We start from the raw sequence: 17,483 nt of genomic DNA, 5'->3' as shown, positions 1-17,483 counted from the left end.
CATTATCTCACAATGCTGCAAAATAAATTATCCGGTATTAGCTACCGTTTCCGGTAGTTATCCCAGTCTTGAGGGCAGGTTGCCTACGTGTTACTCACCCGTCCGCCGCTAACCTTCAGGAGTGCAAGCACTCCATCAAGTCCGCTCGACTTGCATGTATTAGGCACGCCGCCAGCGTTCGTCCTGAGCCAGGATCAAACTCTCCAATAAAGTTTGACTTGCTCATTTCTTAACTGACGAGAATTTGTTCAATTCTCTATTTCAACTCCCCACCGAAGTGGTTCGTTTTACTCACTCGTTGTTCAGTTTTCAAAGATCAACTTCTTCGTTTTGTCACCAACAAGTTGTCTCGTTAGCAACTCTTATATCTTATCACATCTGCTCGATCATTACAAGCTTTTTTTGAATTTATTTTTCGAATTCATTTTGGCTTGTTGATCCAAGCATTTGTTCCAGGCCGTATTTCTCGGCCGGAAATATAATATACCATGGCATTCGCCTATATGCAACCCTTTTTCGCAAATTAAGAATAAGGTAAAATTATACACCCGTTTGCTTGCCTTATATGACTCTTTAACTCCATCTAATTCCCTCTGCATCTCGGGCTATAGGGTATAACTATACTATATATGAGTCCCCAAAATGACTGTCTATTGCAGGGCCATCATCTTTAGCAGCTCCGTTCGTGCTGGTTCCCCAGCCAAGTATCATAGGCGCCAAGCAGACGACGCCTAAACACCCAGTCCATTACGTGTTGATACATTGTACCAAAGGAATGTTGCATAGCTTTACATTCATAACAAAAACGCGCTCTATGCATAAAAGAGGCAGTCGGCTATAGAAAGCTATAGCCGACTGCCTCTTTTCTATCTATGAAAGGAGCAAAACCTTCAAAACCTACTCCTTATTCCGCATGTGCGGGAACAGTAAGACATCGCGAATGGACGGGGAATTGGTCAGAAGCATGATCAGACGATCGATCCCGATGCCAAGTCCGCCTGTTGGCGGCATACCATATTCCAGGGCACGCAAGAAATCCTCATCCATCTCGTGCGCTTCGTCATTGCCCTGCTCTTTCTCCTTCATCTGCGCTTCAAAACGCTGACGCTGGTCAATCGGATCGTTAAGCTCCGAGAATGCATTGGCGTGTTCGCGCGCCACGATAAACAGCTCAAAGCGATCCGTGAACCGCGGATCCACGTCGTTCTTCTTCGCCAGCGGCGAAATCTCAACCGGGTGACCGGTTACGAACGTCGGCTGAATCAGCGTCTCTTCTACGAATTGCTCAAAGAACGCGTTCAAAATATGACCGAATGTCATATGCGGCTCAACCGGAACTTTGTGTTCTTTGGCGAGACGATGCGCTTCCTCGTTAGACATATCCACGCTGAAGTCTACGCCGACAACTTCTTTTACCGCATCCACCATGGATACCCGGCGCCACTGCGGCGTCAGGTCCACTTCATGCCCTTGATAGGAAATCACTTGCGTGCCCAGCACCTCTTGGGCGATATGGGCAATCAGATTCTCGGTCAGTGCCATAATATCGTTGTAGTCCGCATAAGCTTCATAAAGCTCAATCATCGTAAACTCCGGATTATGACGGGTAGAGATCCCTTCATTCCGGTATACGCGGCCAATTTCGTACACTTTCTCAAGTCCGCCCACAATCAGGCGCTTCAGATGGAGCTCAATTGCGATCCGCATATACAGTTCCATATCCAGCGCATTATGATGCGTGATGAACGGGCGTGCCGCCGCACCGCCGGCGATGGAATGCAAGGTCGGGGTCTCCACCTCAAGATAGCCTTGGGAATCCAGGTAACGGCGCATCGATTGGATAATCCGGGAACGCGTAATGAAGGTTTTCTGCACATCGGGATTGATGATCAGGTCGACGTAACGCTGACGATAACGGAGCTCTACATCCTTCAAACCATGGAATTTCTCAGGGAGCGGATACAGCGATTTCGAAAGAACCTCCAGTTCCTTCACTTTCACGGTAGTTTCACCGGTCTTGGTCTTGAACAAGACCCCTTTTACCCCGATGATGTCACCCAGATCAAGGATGCTGAATGCTTCATACTGCGCTTCTGCAACGGAATCCTGGCGAACATAAATCTGAATCCGGCCGCTCAAATCCTGAATATGAGCAAAAGAAGCCTTGCCCATGCCGCGTTTAGCCATAATCCGTCCAGCCAGGTTCACTTCCACCTGCTTCTCTTCCAACTCTTCCTTGGAGAGCTCGTCGTACTGTTTCAGAATATCACCTGCGTGATGTTCTCTTTCGTATTTTCCGCCAAACGGATCGATGCCCAGCTTGCGAAGCTCGTCCAATTTGTTGCGGCGGATTTGCAGAAGCTCACTTAACTCCTGTTCTTGTTCCTGGTTGTTCATTTCTTCCGTCATCGTCATTCATCTCCTTCATTTCGCTTCCATTGTGAATCCCGTACACATTCGGCAAGGACTTAACGGTAGGGCAGCCATTTCAAGACATGCCATCCATCCATTAAGCCCTCAACCCGGCCCTAACCTATTTAAAAAAGCCCCCCGAAGGAAGCTTTCTACAACACATTCCGACTTACTTCTTAATGTCTACAATTTTATATTGAATAACGCCCGCAGGAACGTTAACATCCACAACCGATCCTTTTTGCTTGCCGATAATCGCTTTGCCGACAGGGCTCTCGTTCGAGATTTTGTTGTTAAGCGGATCCGATTCAGCCGTACCTACAATGGTATATTCCATCGTGTCGCCAAATTCCAAATCCTCCACGATCACCGTGTTGCCCACGCCGACTACATCGGTATTGATATCATCGTTGTTGATGATGCGCGCATTACGGAGCATTTTCTCCAGCGTGATAATCCGACCTTCGATAAAGGCTTGCTCGTTCTTGGCGTCTTCATATTCGGAGTTTTCGCTAATATCGCCATAACCGATGGCAACTTTAATCCGCTCAGCCACCTCGCGGCGCTTCACAGACTTCAGATTCTCAAGTTCGTCCTCCAGTTTCTTCAGACCGTCCTGGGTAAGAATGACTTCTTTATCGCTCATTAACCGATTCTCCTGTCATGTAAATAATTTAAACCACGGTATCAACATACTATATGCGAATTCTTGGGGATCAGAACTTCCCTCTGATGCCTGCTCAATTTCTTGAATTTATACTGAAAGATTATATGGGAACCATTTCAAAAAGTCAATGCGCGCAAAGGCTGTCACGGATGACGCATATACGCAACCGTTAACAGCCTGCACCTCGTATTATCCAATCGCCGCAGCGGCTTGAGGGTATACGCTTTTTGCCGATTCTTCATGGTCCTCCAGATTGTTCACAAAGTTGTTCAGAAGGATGACCAATTCATCGCGCTTCGTTTCTTCCATAATAATATCTTTAATGCGAGCCGATCCCTTGAGCCCTTTCAAGTACCAGGAAAGATGCTTACGCATCTCCCTAACCGCTACCGCTTCTCCGCGTAGGGCGATCAGCCGGTCCATATGCAGGATGGCAATCCGGATTTTCTCCTGCGGAGACGGATCCGACAGCAGCTGGCCCGTCTTCAGGTATTCCACGGTACGGTACAGCATCCAAGGATTCCCCAGCGCTCCACGACCGATCATGACGCCATCGCATCCCGTCGTATCCAGCATTCGGCGCGCATCTTCCGGCGTCACTACATCGCCGTTGCCGATAACCGGAATGGAGACGGCATCTTTCACTTGGCGAATGATGTCCCAATCTGCGTGCCCGGTGTAGAGCTGCTCGCGCGTACGGCCGTGAACGCTGACGGCTTGACCGCCCGCCCGTTCGACAGCCTGCGCATTTTCGACAGCGTAGATATGATCGCTATCCCAGCCTGTGCGCATCTTCACCGTGACCGGTTTGTTCACGGCATCGACAACCGCCGCGACCATCTCATAGATTTTGTTTGAATCCAGTAGCCAGCGCGCTCCCGCATCCATCTTCGTTACCTTCGGTGCAGGGCAGCCCATGTTGATGTCGATGATATCCGCATTGGTCTGCTGATCGACGACTTTGGCCGCCTCCACCAGGGATACGCGGTCGCCGCCAAAAATTTGCAAGCTCAACGGCTTCTCCCGTTCGTCGACGAACAGCATTTCCTGGGTGCGCTTGTTGCCGTGAACGATCGCCTTGCCGCTGACCATTTCGGCGCAGACCAGACCGGTGCCGAATTCCTTCGCGATCAATCGGAACGCCGGATTGCACACGCCAGCCATCGGCGCCAGAACCACTTGGTTTTTCATCTCAACGTTTCCGATTTTCAATTGATCCATTCCATGTTTCCCTCCTTTATTTTCAAATATTTATAGTCGAAGGATCCCGCTTCTTGAGCGTGAGATCCCTAAGTTTCAAACCAAACCATCATACCCATGAATCGCGAAATCGTCCAGTCCGCAACATTTACACATTCTTGTAGATCCCATCCAAAAGACATCTTCCTATATTAATGGCAGGGTTTCTAAAAAATAAACCTGAATCCCTTCACGATAGATAATCTAGCTTCGTTCCTTAAGCTCCTGCAACGTAATCTCCAGCACGTCGGCAATCTGAGCCAGCATCTGCTCCTCGGCACGGCGGTTCCCCCGCTCGATGGCGCCAAGAACAGCCAGAGAAATACCGGATCGCTCGGCGAGCTCTTGCTGGGTCAAACCCTTCAATTTTCGGAAAGCGCGGATACGCTGCGCCAGCTGCTTGTTTTCCAAAGCTGAATTCCTTCCTTTCCTTCCAGGTTCTCAAGTGCTGTCTTCACCACGGGGTACAGACCAGAAGGTTCAAGCTCAGACACGATATCGGCCAGCGGCTTGAGAACGAAAGCCCGTTCCTGCATGCGGGGATGCGGCAGAACGAGATCCGGCGTATCCAGATGGCGTCCTTCCATCCATAACAGATCCAGATCCACCGTCCGCGGTCCCCAGTGAATATGACGGACCCGGCCGAGCTGTTTCTCGATTTGCTGCATTACGGCAAGCAGCTCATGGGGACTCAGCGATGTCGACACGGCTGCGGCCATGTTAAGGAACATCGGCTGATCCACGTAACCGACCGGCTCGGTCTCATACAGGTTGGATACGCGCTCTACCTCAATGCCTGGCACTTCATCCAACCGTTCCAAAGCCTCCATCAGGTTCCCCTCGCGGTCTCCCAAATTGGCCCCTAAAGCAATATAAGCCTCTGAACACTCAGAGGTGGCGTGTGAATTCATGATCGTCTCACTTCCTGGTCCGGTGCAGCTCAATGGTCACACCTTCAAAATGAATGTCAAAAGGCGGGTGCGGCTTCGTCAATCGGACCGTTAAAGCATCGATAATAGTATAAGTGTCCAATACCTTAGATGCAATATGCTCCGCTAAAGCTTCAATCAGGCGGAACGACTCCGTCCGCATAATCTCCAGCAGGAGTTCATGAATTTCGGCATAATTTACCGTTAACGTCAGATCATCCGTCTTCGCGGCTTTGCTCAAATCCATCTCCAGCTCAAGATCCACATAGAATCGTTGGCCCAGCTTCCGCTCTTCCTCAAACACACCGTGGTAACCGTAGTATTCCATGCGACTCAGTATCATTTTATCCATCTCGTACTCCGCCCTTCCATCCTTGGTCCCAAAAAATTAGTTGCGTTGAAGCTCCGTTGAAGCGTACGTCATGGCATCGCACATCATGGCTGTCCGTTTCATATGCTTCACGTCGTGCACCCGAACGATCTGACAGCCTTGCGCAATCCCGTATGCGACGGTGGCTGCCGTTCCTTCCAGCACGTCTTGTGCCGGAGCGCCAAGCGCGGTTTGGATAAACCTTTTGCGGGAGGTAGCCAGCAGTACCGGAAACCCCAGCCCCACAAGCTGATCGAGAGATGCCATCACTTTCATGTTCTCGTCATAGTCCTTAGCAAACCCGATGCCCGGATCAAGCAAAATTTGGTGATCCTGCACACCGGCAGCGCGCGCAATTTCGACACTTTCCAGCAAATCGCATTTTACGTCTTCTATTAGATTCGTGTAATTTCGATCGCGTCGATTATGCATAAGAATGACGGGGCATCCGAGCTCTGCTGCCGTCTTAGGCATATCAGGATCGTCTTTAAAGCCCCAGATATCATTAATGATATGAGCCCCCGCTCCAATAGCCTGGCGCGCCACTTCCGCTTTATAGGTGTCAATCGACAACGGAATTTGCGGCGCATGCCGGTGAATAGCTTCAATAACCGGGATTACGCGGGCAAGCTCCTCTGAAGCTCCAACCGGCTCGTGTCCCGGCCGCGTCGATTCCCCGCCGATATCGATGATGTCGGCTCCCCCCTCAATCAGCTGAAGCGCATGCTCCACGGCTCGCTCCGTGTCGTTATAGCGGCCTCCGTCCGAGAACGAATCCGGCGTCACATTCAATATGCCCATAATGAGCGTTGACTGACCGAGCTTTAACGAAGCGTCCTTGCTCAAACGATATTCACGTTCATAGATGGTTGTTTTCATATATCAAGCCCTGCTTTCCTTCTATACGCATACAGCAATGTACGGGTTACCGGGCCGGCCACTCCTTGTCCGATGGTCAGAGCCTCGCTTTCTACTCCAAACAGCGTCGTAACCGGAACAATCTCCTGAACAGAGCCTGTCGTAAATATTTCATCCGCTCCGGTAAATACATCCCAATCGTAACGGCCTTCTTCTGCCTCAATCCCAAGATCAGCAGCCAATTCCAGCACCACCGCCCGCGTAATCCCCGGTAAAATGCCCGTACCCACGTCCGGTGTATATAAACGCCCCTTCTTGACGAAAAAGACGTTGCTGACGATGCCTTCGGCCACGTCTCCCGCCGAAGTTAACATCAGCCCCTCTGCCGGACCACCCGATGGTTCCGGATATCTTGCCAATTCCCGCTTTGCGAGTATATTGTTCATATAATGCAGGGATTTCATCCGGACCGATGATTCCGGCGTGTTCCGCGGTAGGGACAGCAGCCTCATGGCTTTGCCTGTCTCGTAAAGCGCAGCGTTGGCGGCCGGCAGCTCTTTGGCGAATAATATCTCAGCCGGCTTCGCATAATCTCCGGAAGGCAAACCGAGTAATCCTTCTCCTGCGGTTACGGTGTACCGTATATAGGCATCCTGAAGGCCATTCGCCTCCATAAGCTCCGCAATCCAGCCGCTGATCCTCTCTGCATCCGCCTTGTGGGCGATCCCGAGCTCCCGGCAGCTGTCCGTCAGCCGGTTCAAATGCCGCTCTAGCAAGTAGGGCTTCCCTTGATACGTGCGGAAGGTCTCGAATAGCCCCATCCCGTACAAAAGCCCATGATCCATCACAGGTATGACCGCGTCGGCAGCTTCAACGATGCCGCCGTTCATGCCTATATATTTCATGCCTTGGCGCCAGCCGTGCGCTTCAGGAAGTTGCGCAGCATCTGATGTCCATGGTCCGTAATGATGGATTCCGGGTGGAACTGCACGCCTTCCACGGGATAATGCTTGTGCCGAAGCCCCATGATTTCGCCCTCTTCCGTCCAGGCGGTAATCTCCAGCTCCTCGGGGAGGGTCTCCTTCTCAACGATTAGCGAGTGATATCGCGTTGCGGTGAACGGAACCGGCAAACCTTCAAAGACCGACTCACCTGTGTGTTGGATGGCGGATGTTTTTCCATGCATGAGGCGCTCCGCACGAATGACGTTGCCGCCAAAGGCTTGCCCGATCGCCTGATGGCCGAGGCAGACGCCGAAGATGGGAATGATCCCTTTGAAATGTGAAATCACGTCCAGACTGATGCCCGCTTCATTCGGCGTGCACGGTCCCGGCGATATCAGGATATGGTCCGGCGCCAACGCTTCGATGCCGGTGATGTCGATCTCATCATTCCGGTAAACCTTCACTTCCTCGCCGAGCTCCCCCAAATATTGAACCAGGTTATACGTAAACGAATCATAATTGTCGATGACAAGTATCATGTTATTTCCCCCCTATATAGGCAGCCGCCGCTGCGGCTTCTTCTTCACTGCACATCAGCGCCGCTATCAAAGCTTTGGCCTTGTTATGGCACTCCCGGTATTCCCGATATGGATCGGAATCAATGACGATCCCAGCACCTGTCTGAATGTAACCGACCCCATCCTTCACGGCGAGGGTTCGGATAATAATGTTAAGCTCCATATCGCCGTTATAATCGATCCAGCCCATGGAGCCGGTATAAGGCCCCCGCGTCACGGGCTCCAGCTCTTCGATGATTTCCATGGTCCTGATTTTGGGTGCGCCGGTAATGGTGCCGCCAGGGAACGCTGCCGCAATGACATCATATGCATTGTTGCCCTCAGCAATCCGCCCTTCCACTTGGGACACCAAATGCATGACGTGCGAGTACCTCTCCACGGTCATCAGCTCCGGAACATGCACCGTCCCGTATGCGGCTATGCGGCCGATGTCATTCCGCTCCAGGTCCACCAGCATAATATGCTCGGCCCGTTCCTTCTCGCTTCCAAGCAGCTCCGCTTCCATGGCCGCGTCCTCTTCCGGATTTCTCCCCCGGCGGCGGGTACCCGCGATCGGCCGGGCTGACACGGTATCCCCATCCAACTTCACTAGCAATTCCGGCGAGCCGCTGGCCAAACTGAAGCCTGGTGAGGATAAATACCCCATGTAAGGTGAAGGGTTCAGAATGCGCAGCCATTCATAAATATCGGAAGGTTCCGCATGGAGCTGCAGATGCCGGCGAAGAGACAAGTTGACCTGAAAAACATCGCCCTGCCGAATATATTCTTGGATCGAGAGAACCGCCTGCTCGAACGCTTCCTGCGAAAAATCAATCTCCAGCCGATCCCAGACTTCCACATTCGGCCCTGACAGCTCCTGCGCTTTCTTCCATCGTTCCTGCCGTACCCGTTCATCTTCGGATTTCGAATCGTTCTCTGACCCCGTTCCGTACATTTGATTCCATTGGGAGAGCATCGATTCGGCTCTTAAGCCGGCCTTCTCATATAATTCCTCCAAAATCCCTTCTTGCCCCGGTGAGAGCACCGAGCCTTCAGAAACATCCCCTGAATCCTCAAGCACCGTCGCTTCCTTCGAATCTTCCCCGCTCCCGAAGGCCCAAGGCAGAGGAACATGCACCGAGCAGTATAGGCTGTCATCCGCATGATCGTAAATCCAGATTTCTTCCATGCGCATCCACATATAATCTGGAAAGCCGGGCTCATCCTTGGCCATCACGGGCAGTTGCTCGATCGAGCGGATGACATCGTAGCTCAGAAAGCCTGCACAGCCTCCCCGAAAGTCCGGCCATCCCGGCACTCGGGGCGCTTTCCACGCTTTCATCCACTGCTCCAACAGACGCAGCGGCTCTCCCGTTACCAGCTTTCGTAATCCGCCTGACATTTCGATAATCTCGCCCTGACTTCCTTTTCCCTGCAAAATGGACACTGGTCGTAACCCAAGATACGTGTAGCGTCCACCCTTGCCGCTCTCCAGCACAAAGGCATAAGGCGATGCATCTTTCCAAGCATGTCTCCATGACAGGGGTAATCCTCGTGTTGCTCCTTTATATTGAACCAGATAGGGAACGACGGACCAGCCCTCTTTAGCCCATGCCTGCCACTGGGCCAGCTCCACTTTTCTCTCCATGCCGATCCTCCCTTAGTCTTCAAAAGCCTTACTGTTGCCTGTCAGTATACTGTATCCCGCTTCTCTTGAAAACCCTAAATAGAGGCTTGTCCAACAATAATTTTTGAAGCGGTCAGCCCTTGAATCCATTAAAGCGTTATCTTAGGGAGTAGTATACGCAAAAAGCCCTCAATGCTATAAAAACACATTGAGGGCTCCCTTCTCGCAGCACATGACCTCACTTGGGTGAGATGAAAATGCACAGCCTATTCCAGATCATTTTATTCGAAGTTATAGAGCGGCGTGCTCAGGTAACGTTCTCCGTTACTTGGAATGACAGCGACAACCCGTTTGCCTTTACCAAGCTCTTTGGCGACCTTCAAGGCAGCATATACAGCCGCACCGGAGGAGATACCGCCAAGAACGCCTTCTTCCTTCGCTACGCGGCGGGAAGTTTCAAAGGCATCGTCATTCTCTACATGGACGATTTCATCGTAGACTTCTTGGTTCAAAATTTCCGGGATAAAGTTTGCGCCAATACCCTGGATTTTGTGAGGGCCTGGCTTGCCACCGGCAAGGATTGGCGATGCAGCAGGCTCCACTGCAATAATCTTGATGTCAGGATATTGCTCTTTCAGCACTTCCCCAGCGCCTGTAATCGTACCACCTGTTCCGATGCCAGCCACGAACGCATCCAGGGAACCGCCGATCGATTGGATCGCTTCTACGATTTCCGGACCAGTCGTTTCACGGTGGATCTTCACGTTGGCTTGGTTCTTGAACTGCTCGGCCATGAAGAACCCGGCATTTTCCTTCAGGATTTCTTCGGCCTTCTTAACGGCTCCGTTCATTCCTTCCGATCCCGGTGTCAGGACCAGTTCCGCTCCGTAAGCACGCAGCAGGTTCCGGCGCTCCAAGCTCATGGTTTCAGGCATGACGATAACCGCTTTATAGCCTTTGGCCGCTGCCACCATAGCTAAGCCGATGCCGGTATTACCGCTGGTCGCTTCAATGATCGTATCGCCCGGCTTCAAACGACCATCCTTCTCTGCCTCTTCCACGATGCTGATCGCGATCCGGTCTTTAACGCTGGCGCCCGGGTTCTGGTATTCCAGCTTCAGATAGATCTCTGCGCTATCCTCCGGTACGATCCGGTTCAAACGGACGAGCGGTGTTTCACCGATTAATTCTGTCACATTATTTACGACTTTTGCCATGAATGAAGACCTCCTCTAAATATGGATCTGGATAAAAATAGTGAATACATAATGGTGTTATTCATTCGAATGTCGAATCATGAATTTGTAGGTTCTCGATGTTAAAAAAATGGGAGCCAGCAGATTAATAAAATTCCAGATGTTCAATGGCTCTCTAATATCCGAGTAAAAAGGTAGGTTTTTGTACCTTCATCTTATCAACGTTACAGGCCATTGTCAATATCCAGCTGCTCGAAAATCAACATTTCTAGGTGAATTATCCTGCGACTCATGAACGAGCCGAACGCGAAATCCTTCGGAGGACTTCGTGCCGGATAACCGCCAATTTTCCGCATCCATCCGAGCTTAGGCATTAACTATAGCGAAAAAAGCTCCTGCAGCCAGATCTATCTCCGCCACAGCGAGCTTTCCTCATGTTGTTGCTCTATTTACAGCGTAACCGTACCCGCACTGATCCGTGCCTCGTATTTCTCGCGAAGCTGCCGCTCCAATTCCGATAAGGACACCGACTGCTCCAGGGCCAGCTGCTTGCGAACCGCCTTCCGGATACTTTCCTCGCTAGGAGCTTGAGGCTCAATAATATCCCTCACATATACTATGGCGTATGTGTCCGTGAGCGATACAGGGCCCGCAATATCTCCGGGCTTGAGCGATAACGCTGCTTCAAGCAGCTCTGGCGGCAAAAAGGGGTCATCCTCTTCTACCAATCCGATCTGTCCGCCGTCTTCCCGAGTGTACTCGTCAAGGGATACCTGAGCTGCGAGATCCGCAAAATCCTCCCCATTCTCCAGCCGATCCATGACGCGTTCCGCCTCATCTTCCGAAGCGACTTCAATCATGGATAAATTCAGCTGTTTCTTGGGTCGAAATTGATCAGGGTACTGTTCCAGATACGAATCGATTTGCTGCTCCTCGATGTGAACATCGGAAGTCGCAATTTTCTCAAGCAGGAGCCGATACGTCGTCTCCGTCTCTAACTCACTCTCCGTAATGCCCAGCTGATCTTCCATTTCCGATAAGAACCGTTCCTTAGAGCCATAGCTTCGGCTCATGACTTCGATTTCCGTCTCGACTTCCGCGGCCGTCACATCAATGCCCTTCGCTTTCGCTTCCAGCGCCACGGCATGCCGATTCAGCATGGTCATCAGCATTTCGCGTCCATATCTCTTCTTCAGCTCGTCAACCCACTCGTCTTCGGTAATCGCCCTGTCCTGGATGGATGCAACAGGCTGGGAGCCTGCTTTCCGCGGCGGAGAAGCCTCCTGCGAAAAGCCCTCGGAAAACAACATCCAGCCCCCCATACCCAATACGCATGCTGTCAAGACAATGACGGTCGCCCACAATCCCTTCTCTTGTCTCGTCATCACGGTCGCTCATCCCAACATTAAGATTTGGCCCGCTCTAGCACGGATTTAAGCTGTTCTCGGTCAAACGTATATCGTTCATTGCAAAAATGGCAGGAAACCTCTGCTTTGCCGTCCTCTTCGATCATCTGCTCGAGCTCTTCCCGTCCCAAGCTGATCAGTGCACGCTCCACCCGCTCATGCGAGCAGTCGCAGCTAAAGTAGACTTCTGTTTCCTCCAGAATCGTCACATCCGGAACGACGCGTTTCAGGATATCCTCGAGATCCAGCCCTTCCTCCAGCATCTCGGTGATCGGAGGAATTTTGCTTAATGCAAGCTCGATCTCCGTAATCTCTTCATCGCTAACGCCGGGGAGAAGCTGAATGATGAAGCCGCCGGCATTGGCCACGGAATAATCCGGCGAAACCAGGACGCCCAAGCTTACCGCCGAGTTGGTCTGTTCGGATACGGCAAAATAATACGTGAAATCTTCGGCCAGCTCGCCCGAGATAATCGGCACGCTGCCACGGTAAGGCTCCTTCAATCCGAAATCCTTGACCACATCAATCTGACCGGTGGTCCCTACAGCTGCGGCTACGTCCATCTTGCCCGGACGTATATTCGTCAGCTCCACATGCGGATTTTTGACATAACCGCGTACCTCGCCCTTGGCATTGCTCTCCGCCGCAATCAGACCGATCGGTCCATCGCCGCGAACCTGAATGCTAAGACGCTCATCTCCCTTCAGCATAGCTCCCATCATCGCTGCTGCTGACACGGTGCGGCCCAAAGCGGCTGTGACGACAGGGAACGTATCGTGTCTTCGGCGAAGCTCTTCCACCAGATCGGTTGTCCGAACGGCAAATGCCCGCACTTTCCCGTTTAACGCCGTTCCCCGCAGCATACGGTCTTTTTGATTACCCATCTTGAGGCCTCCTTGTCTTTCTGGTTGTTTGTAATATCTAACGGTTTGATATCGGTTCTAGTTACGCTCGTAAATAATACGCAAGCCTTCCAGCGTCAAGAGGGGAGAGATCTCTTCGATGGATTCCGTTTCGCCGGCAATCAGCTCAGCCATTCCCCCCGTGGCGATAACCTTAACATTGTCCGTTCCCATCTCGGCTTTTATGCGTTTAACCAGGCCATCGACCTGTCCCGCATAACCGAATACGATGCCGGCCTGCATGGCATGAACGGTGTTGCGCCCAATCACCTTTTTCGGCTTTTCGAGCTCTACGCGAGGAAGCTTGGAAGCACGCTGTACAAGGGCTTCCGTAGCAATGCCAATGCCCGGCACAATTACGCCGCCCAGATAGTTGCCTGCTTCATCAATGCAATCAAACGTCGTCGCCGTACCGAAATCCACTACGATCAGCGGCCCCCCGTACTGCTCGACGGCTGCAACTGCATTCACGATCCGATCAGCCCCCACCTCGCGCGGATTCTCATACCGCAGATTGAGTCCGGTTTTGATCCCCGGCCCAACGATAAGGGGTGCCTTGCCAATATATTTATTGCACATTTCCTCGACCACGCGCACAAGCGGAGGAACTACGGAAGAAACAATAACGCCTTCTATTTGGCTTACCAATATATTGGACATTTGAAACAAATTGTGGATCAATACACCGTATTCGTCCACGGTAGACTGACGCGATGTACTGATCCGAAAATCATGCAGCAGTTTCTTTCCCTGGTACACACCCAGCACAATATTGGTATTCCCTACGTCCACAACCAGAATCAACCCTCTGCTCCTCCTTTCTTTGCATTCAGATCCAAACTAATATCGAGACTATGGAATGAATACGTCAGCCGTCCAACCGAAATGACATCGACCCCGGTCTCCGCAATCCCGCGCACGGTCTCCAGCGTCACGTTCCCCGACGCTTCGACGCGAACGTGAGGCGACTTGGCCTTGATTCTCCGCACGGCCTCCGTCATCATGTCATGACTCATGTTGTCCAGCATGATAATATCCGCACCTGCAGCCAAGGCTTCTTCCACTTGTGCCAGGCTCTCGGTTTCAACTTCGATCGTCATGGTGTGCGGAATATGGGCTCTGGCCCGGCTGACCGCCTGGGCGATTCCGCCCGCACCCTTGATGTGATTATCCTTGATCATGACGGCATCGTACAGGCCGAAGCGATGATTCGCGCCTCCGCCGACCCGCACGGCATATTTCTCAAGCATCCGGTGGCCTGGCGTCGTTTTGCGGGTATCCACCAGCCTTGTCGGCAATCCCTCAAGCACATCAACAAAAGAACGTGTTTTGGTTGCAATGCCCGATAGACGCTGAAGCAAATTTAACGCGAGCCGCTCGCCTGTCAAAATACGATGGGTGCTTCCTTCCACCTCAGCGAGAACCCTCCCTTTTTCCACCACGTCTCCGTCACGGACCAATGCCGTAAACGCAAGCGTTGGATCTACCGTTTCGAATACCAGCTCTGCCACCGGCATGCCTGCCACGATGCCTGCCTCTTTGGCATGGATAACCCCTTTGGATTCGTGACCCGGCTCGATCGTGGTGAGGGTCGTAATATCCCCCGACCCAATATCCTCCTGAAGCCAAGTCCGTATGCTTTGGAGAAGGCCATCGTTATATCCGTTAAACATCATCGCTCAATTCCTCCGTCATTTCTTGGTCCCGTATAAACACAATATGCTTGCGCCATTCGCTGTCATTTCGCTCCGGATAATCCTCGCGGTAGTGAGCTCCCCGGCTTTCTTCTCGTCCCAGCGCGCCTTGAACCACCAGCAGGGATGCAGTCAGCATGTTCGCAAATTCGTATTCTTCACGCTTGGAGAGCATCGATTGGAACAAGGGCAGCTGACGGCCAAGCTCTTCCGCCGCTCTTATTAGAGTATCCCGATTTCTCCGAAGTCCTGCATAACGCACCATGACCTTCTGAAGCTTCAAGCGTTTTTCCACCATCGCTTGAGACGGAGCGTCCTTGCGGCCCAGATGGAATGATACCCGAAGAGGAGCCTCAGAGGGTTCCGGGAGGCTCTTAATGCGCTCGACAATCCGACTGCCGTACACGACCGCCTCCGAAAGCGAATTGCTGGCCAACCGGTTCGCTCCGTGAACACCGGTAGACGAGACCTCTCCGCAAGCAAATAATCGCTTCACGCTGCTCTCGCCGTGCAGGTTGGTCTTGATGCCCCCCATCATATAATGCGCAGCCGGGGAGACCGGAATCCAATCGGACGATAAATCCAGCCCGTATTGCATGCATGTTTCATAGATCGTTGGGAATCGGTGTTTGACCATTTCCGGCGACTCATGGGTAATATCCAGGTATACGAAGGTCGATCCGGTCGCTTCCATTTCGCTGACAATGGCCCGTGCCACGATATCCCGGGGTGCCAGCTCCTGTAACTCATGGTATTTCGGCATGAACCGTTCCCCTCTTATATTACGAAGCACAGCACCTTCGCCGCGAACCGCCTCTGATATCAGGAAACGGGGAGCGCCCGGATAGCTTAGCGCCGTCGGATGAAACTGGATAAACTCCATATCCCGAATTTCCGCGCCTGCCCGATAAGCCATGGCGATGCCATCCGCGGTCGCAACCTCCGGATTGGTTGTGTACCGGTACAATTGACCGGCCCCGCCGGAACACATAATCGTCGCACGGCCGCGCACGAATACCCGCTTGCCATCCGGCATCTGTACCAATGCGCCGTGACACTCTCCCTGCTCGGTAATCAGGTCAATGACAAAATGATCGTCCCATACCTCTATATTGTGAAGCATTTCGACTTGAATGGAAAGAGCGCGCACAATTTCATAACCGGTAGCATCACCGTTGGCATGAAGGATCCGTCGGTGGCTGTGCGCACCTTCTTTGGTCAATGCAAGCTCGCCATTCTCCACATCAAACGTTGTACCGAGGCGAATCAGCTCCTGAACCCCGACGGGCCCCTCGTTTACGAGCACATCCACCGCGGCAGATGAACATAAACCGGCCCCTGCAAGGAGGGTGTCCTGACGGTGATATGCTGGCGAGTCATCCTCCGCCGTTACGGCCGCGATCCCGCCTTGAGCATAACGCGTGTTGCTCTCGAGGAGCGATTTTTTCGTAATCAAAAGCACATTCTGAGTCGCACTTGCCATGATCGCCGTATATAAACCCGCAATGCCTGAACCGATCACGATGACATCCGTCTCTACAACCGGGAGATCGTTCAGCTCAAAATCAATCAAATACTGCGGTATCACGTTGCCTCACCTGTCTTTTCACGAAAGAGTAGCGCATGCTACTTAACCTGTAACATGCGCTCTAATGAAGTTCTGGCTTTCTCTGCAACGACCGGCGGCACATAGATCTGCGGCTTCATCGTTTCAAGTGCTCTCACCAGCTTTTTGAGATTATTCACTTTCATATTCGGACATACCAGGAATTTCGTCGCGAAGTGGAACGATTTATCCGGGCTATCCAATCGAAGCTGATAACCGGTACCGTCCTCAGTTCCCACGATAAACTCCTTGGCCGATGACTGTTTGCAATATTCCAGAATGGCGGTTGTACTTCCCACAAAGTCACCCATGGCAACAACCTCCGGACGGCATTCCGGATGCACCACAAATTCAGCCTGAGGATATTTGGCCTTCATCTCGACGACATCCTTAACGGTCAGCATGTCATGCGTGTTGCAGTATCCTTCCCAAATAATGAGTTTCTTGTCGGTATGCTGCTGAACATAGTGCCCCAGGTTCTTATCGGGAACCCATATAATTTCGTCCGAATCCACCGACTGAATCACTTTCACGGCGTTGGAGGAAGTGCAGCAGATATCCGTTTCCGCCTTGATTTCAGCGGATGAATTGATGTACGTAACCACCTTCGCATTCGGATGCTGCGCTTTCAATTTCCGCAGTCCGTCCACGTTCACCATATCGGCCATAGGACAGCCGGCTCGTTCATCCGGAATGAGAACCGTTTTGTTGGGTGCCAGGATTTTGGCGCTCTCGCCCATAAAATGCACGCCGCAGAATACGATGACCTCGGCGTCGGTTTGTGCCGCCTTCTGTGCGAGCAAGAAGGAATCCCCCCGGAAATCAGCAACCTCCTGAATTTCGTCCCGTTGATAATAATGAGCCAAAATAATTGCATTGCGTTCCTTCTTCAACTGCATTAACCGCTCACGCAGTTCACGGTTCTGTTCTGCCTTGCGCTCCAGTGCCAAAGCTTCCATGATCGACCCTCTCCCTTTATGTAGTCCGGCTGTTCGCCGTTGATGACCATGTGACTTTCAGGATGGTTTCCACCTTTGTGAAAGGAAGCGCATCCTTATTTAACAACTAATGTACAC

General features: G+C 51.9%; 17 protein-coding genes and 1 rRNA gene. All 18 read right to left on the bottom strand.

Going from position 1 to position 17,483, the window contains the following annotated elements; all coding sequences use genetic code 11:
* Positions 1-210 (bottom strand): 16S ribosomal RNA (locus tag BMX45_RS30070); the annotation flags it as partial.
* 687 nt (positions 211-897) lie between these two features.
* Complete coding sequence (gene lysS / locus BMX45_RS30065) at positions 898-2,409, bottom strand: lysine--tRNA ligase (RefSeq protein ID WP_090914339.1); 1,512 nt, start codon at positions 2,407-2,409, stop codon at positions 898-900.
* A gap of 172 nt (positions 2,410-2,581) precedes the next feature.
* Positions 2,582-3,058 carry a transcription elongation factor GreA gene (gene greA, locus BMX45_RS30060; protein WP_009591919.1) on the bottom strand — a complete coding sequence of 159 codons (477 nt, stop codon included), beginning with the start codon at positions 3,056-3,058 and terminating at the stop codon, positions 2,582-2,584.
* 210 nt (positions 3,059-3,268) lie between these two features.
* Positions 3,269-4,300: a tRNA dihydrouridine synthase DusB gene (dusB, locus tag BMX45_RS30055; RefSeq protein WP_090914337.1), complete on the bottom strand. Its 1,032-nt coding sequence runs from the start codon at positions 4,298-4,300 to the stop codon at positions 3,269-3,271.
* Between the two features lie 222 nt (positions 4,301-4,522).
* Positions 4,523-4,729: a helix-turn-helix domain-containing protein gene (locus BMX45_RS30050; RefSeq protein WP_012818334.1), complete on the bottom strand. Its 207-nt coding sequence runs from the start codon at positions 4,727-4,729 to the stop codon at positions 4,523-4,525.
* Positions 4,681-5,229: a 2-amino-4-hydroxy-6-hydroxymethyldihydropteridine diphosphokinase gene (gene folK, locus BMX45_RS30045; RefSeq protein ID WP_090914335.1), complete on the bottom strand. Its 549-nt coding sequence runs from the start codon at positions 5,227-5,229 to the stop codon at positions 4,681-4,683. Before folK ends, BMX45_RS30050 begins: the two co-directional genes overlap by 49 nt.
* A 7-nt stretch (positions 5,230-5,236) precedes the next feature.
* Complete coding sequence (folB, locus tag BMX45_RS30040) at positions 5,237-5,599, bottom strand: dihydroneopterin aldolase (RefSeq protein WP_009591901.1); 363 nt, start codon at positions 5,597-5,599, stop codon at positions 5,237-5,239.
* Between the two features lie 36 nt (positions 5,600-5,635).
* Complete coding sequence (gene folP, locus BMX45_RS30035) at positions 5,636-6,496, bottom strand: dihydropteroate synthase (RefSeq protein WP_090914333.1); 861 nt, start codon at positions 6,494-6,496, stop codon at positions 5,636-5,638.
* A complete protein-coding gene (locus tag BMX45_RS30030) occupies positions 6,493-7,380 on the bottom strand; it encodes an aminotransferase class IV (RefSeq protein ID WP_090914331.1) in 888 nt (295 codons plus the stop codon). The genes folP and BMX45_RS30030 overlap by 4 nt, the downstream gene beginning before the upstream one ends.
* The gene (gene pabA / locus BMX45_RS30025; protein ID WP_090914329.1) at positions 7,377-7,958 is read right to left on the bottom strand and encodes an aminodeoxychorismate/anthranilate synthase component II; all 582 of its coding nucleotides are present in this window, start codon (positions 7,956-7,958) and stop codon (positions 7,377-7,379) included. The genes BMX45_RS30030 and pabA overlap by 4 nt, the downstream gene beginning before the upstream one ends.
* A 1-nt stretch (position 7,959) precedes the next feature.
* A complete protein-coding gene (locus BMX45_RS30020; RefSeq protein WP_090914327.1) occupies positions 7,960-9,624 on the bottom strand; it encodes an anthranilate synthase component I family protein in 1,665 nt (554 codons plus the stop codon).
* Positions 9,625-9,884: 260 nt separating this feature from the next.
* Positions 9,885-10,820 carry a cysteine synthase A gene (cysK, locus tag BMX45_RS30015; protein WP_012818329.1) on the bottom strand — a complete coding sequence of 312 codons (936 nt, stop codon included), beginning with the start codon at positions 10,818-10,820 and terminating at the stop codon, positions 9,885-9,887.
* A gap of 428 nt (positions 10,821-11,248) precedes the next feature.
* The gene (locus BMX45_RS30010; RefSeq protein ID WP_090914325.1) at positions 11,249-12,184 is read right to left on the bottom strand and encodes a peptidylprolyl isomerase; all 936 of its coding nucleotides are present in this window, start codon (positions 12,182-12,184) and stop codon (positions 11,249-11,251) included.
* Between the two features lie 20 nt (positions 12,185-12,204).
* The gene (hslO, locus tag BMX45_RS30005; protein ID WP_009591925.1) at positions 12,205-13,089 is read right to left on the bottom strand and encodes an Hsp33 family molecular chaperone HslO; all 885 of its coding nucleotides are present in this window, start codon (positions 13,087-13,089) and stop codon (positions 12,205-12,207) included.
* Between the two features lie 57 nt (positions 13,090-13,146).
* Positions 13,147-13,911, bottom strand: a complete 765-nt coding sequence (locus tag BMX45_RS30000) for a type III pantothenate kinase (RefSeq protein ID WP_009591942.1) — start codon at positions 13,909-13,911, stop codon at positions 13,147-13,149.
* On the bottom strand, positions 13,908-14,783 hold the full coding sequence (gene nadC / locus BMX45_RS29995) for a carboxylating nicotinate-nucleotide diphosphorylase (RefSeq protein WP_090914324.1): 876 nt from the start codon (positions 14,781-14,783) through the stop codon (positions 13,908-13,910). Before nadC ends, BMX45_RS30000 begins: the two co-directional genes overlap by 4 nt.
* Positions 14,773-16,389 carry an L-aspartate oxidase gene (gene nadB, locus BMX45_RS29990; protein WP_090914322.1) on the bottom strand — a complete coding sequence of 539 codons (1,617 nt, stop codon included), beginning with the start codon at positions 16,387-16,389 and terminating at the stop codon, positions 14,773-14,775. Before nadB ends, nadC begins: the two co-directional genes overlap by 11 nt.
* A 38-nt stretch (positions 16,390-16,427) precedes the next feature.
* Entirely contained in the window at positions 16,428-17,366 is a 939-nt protein-coding gene (gene nadA / locus BMX45_RS29985; RefSeq protein ID WP_009591898.1) for a quinolinate synthase NadA, read from the bottom strand.
* Positions 17,367-17,483: the final 117 nt, after the last annotated feature.

This window comes from Paenibacillus sp. cl141a (assembly GCF_900109305.1).
GTDB lineage: Bacteria > Bacillota > Bacilli > Paenibacillales > Paenibacillaceae > Paenibacillus_AQ > Paenibacillus_AQ lautus_A.
This window is presented reverse-complemented; position numbering and strand designations above follow the sequence as displayed.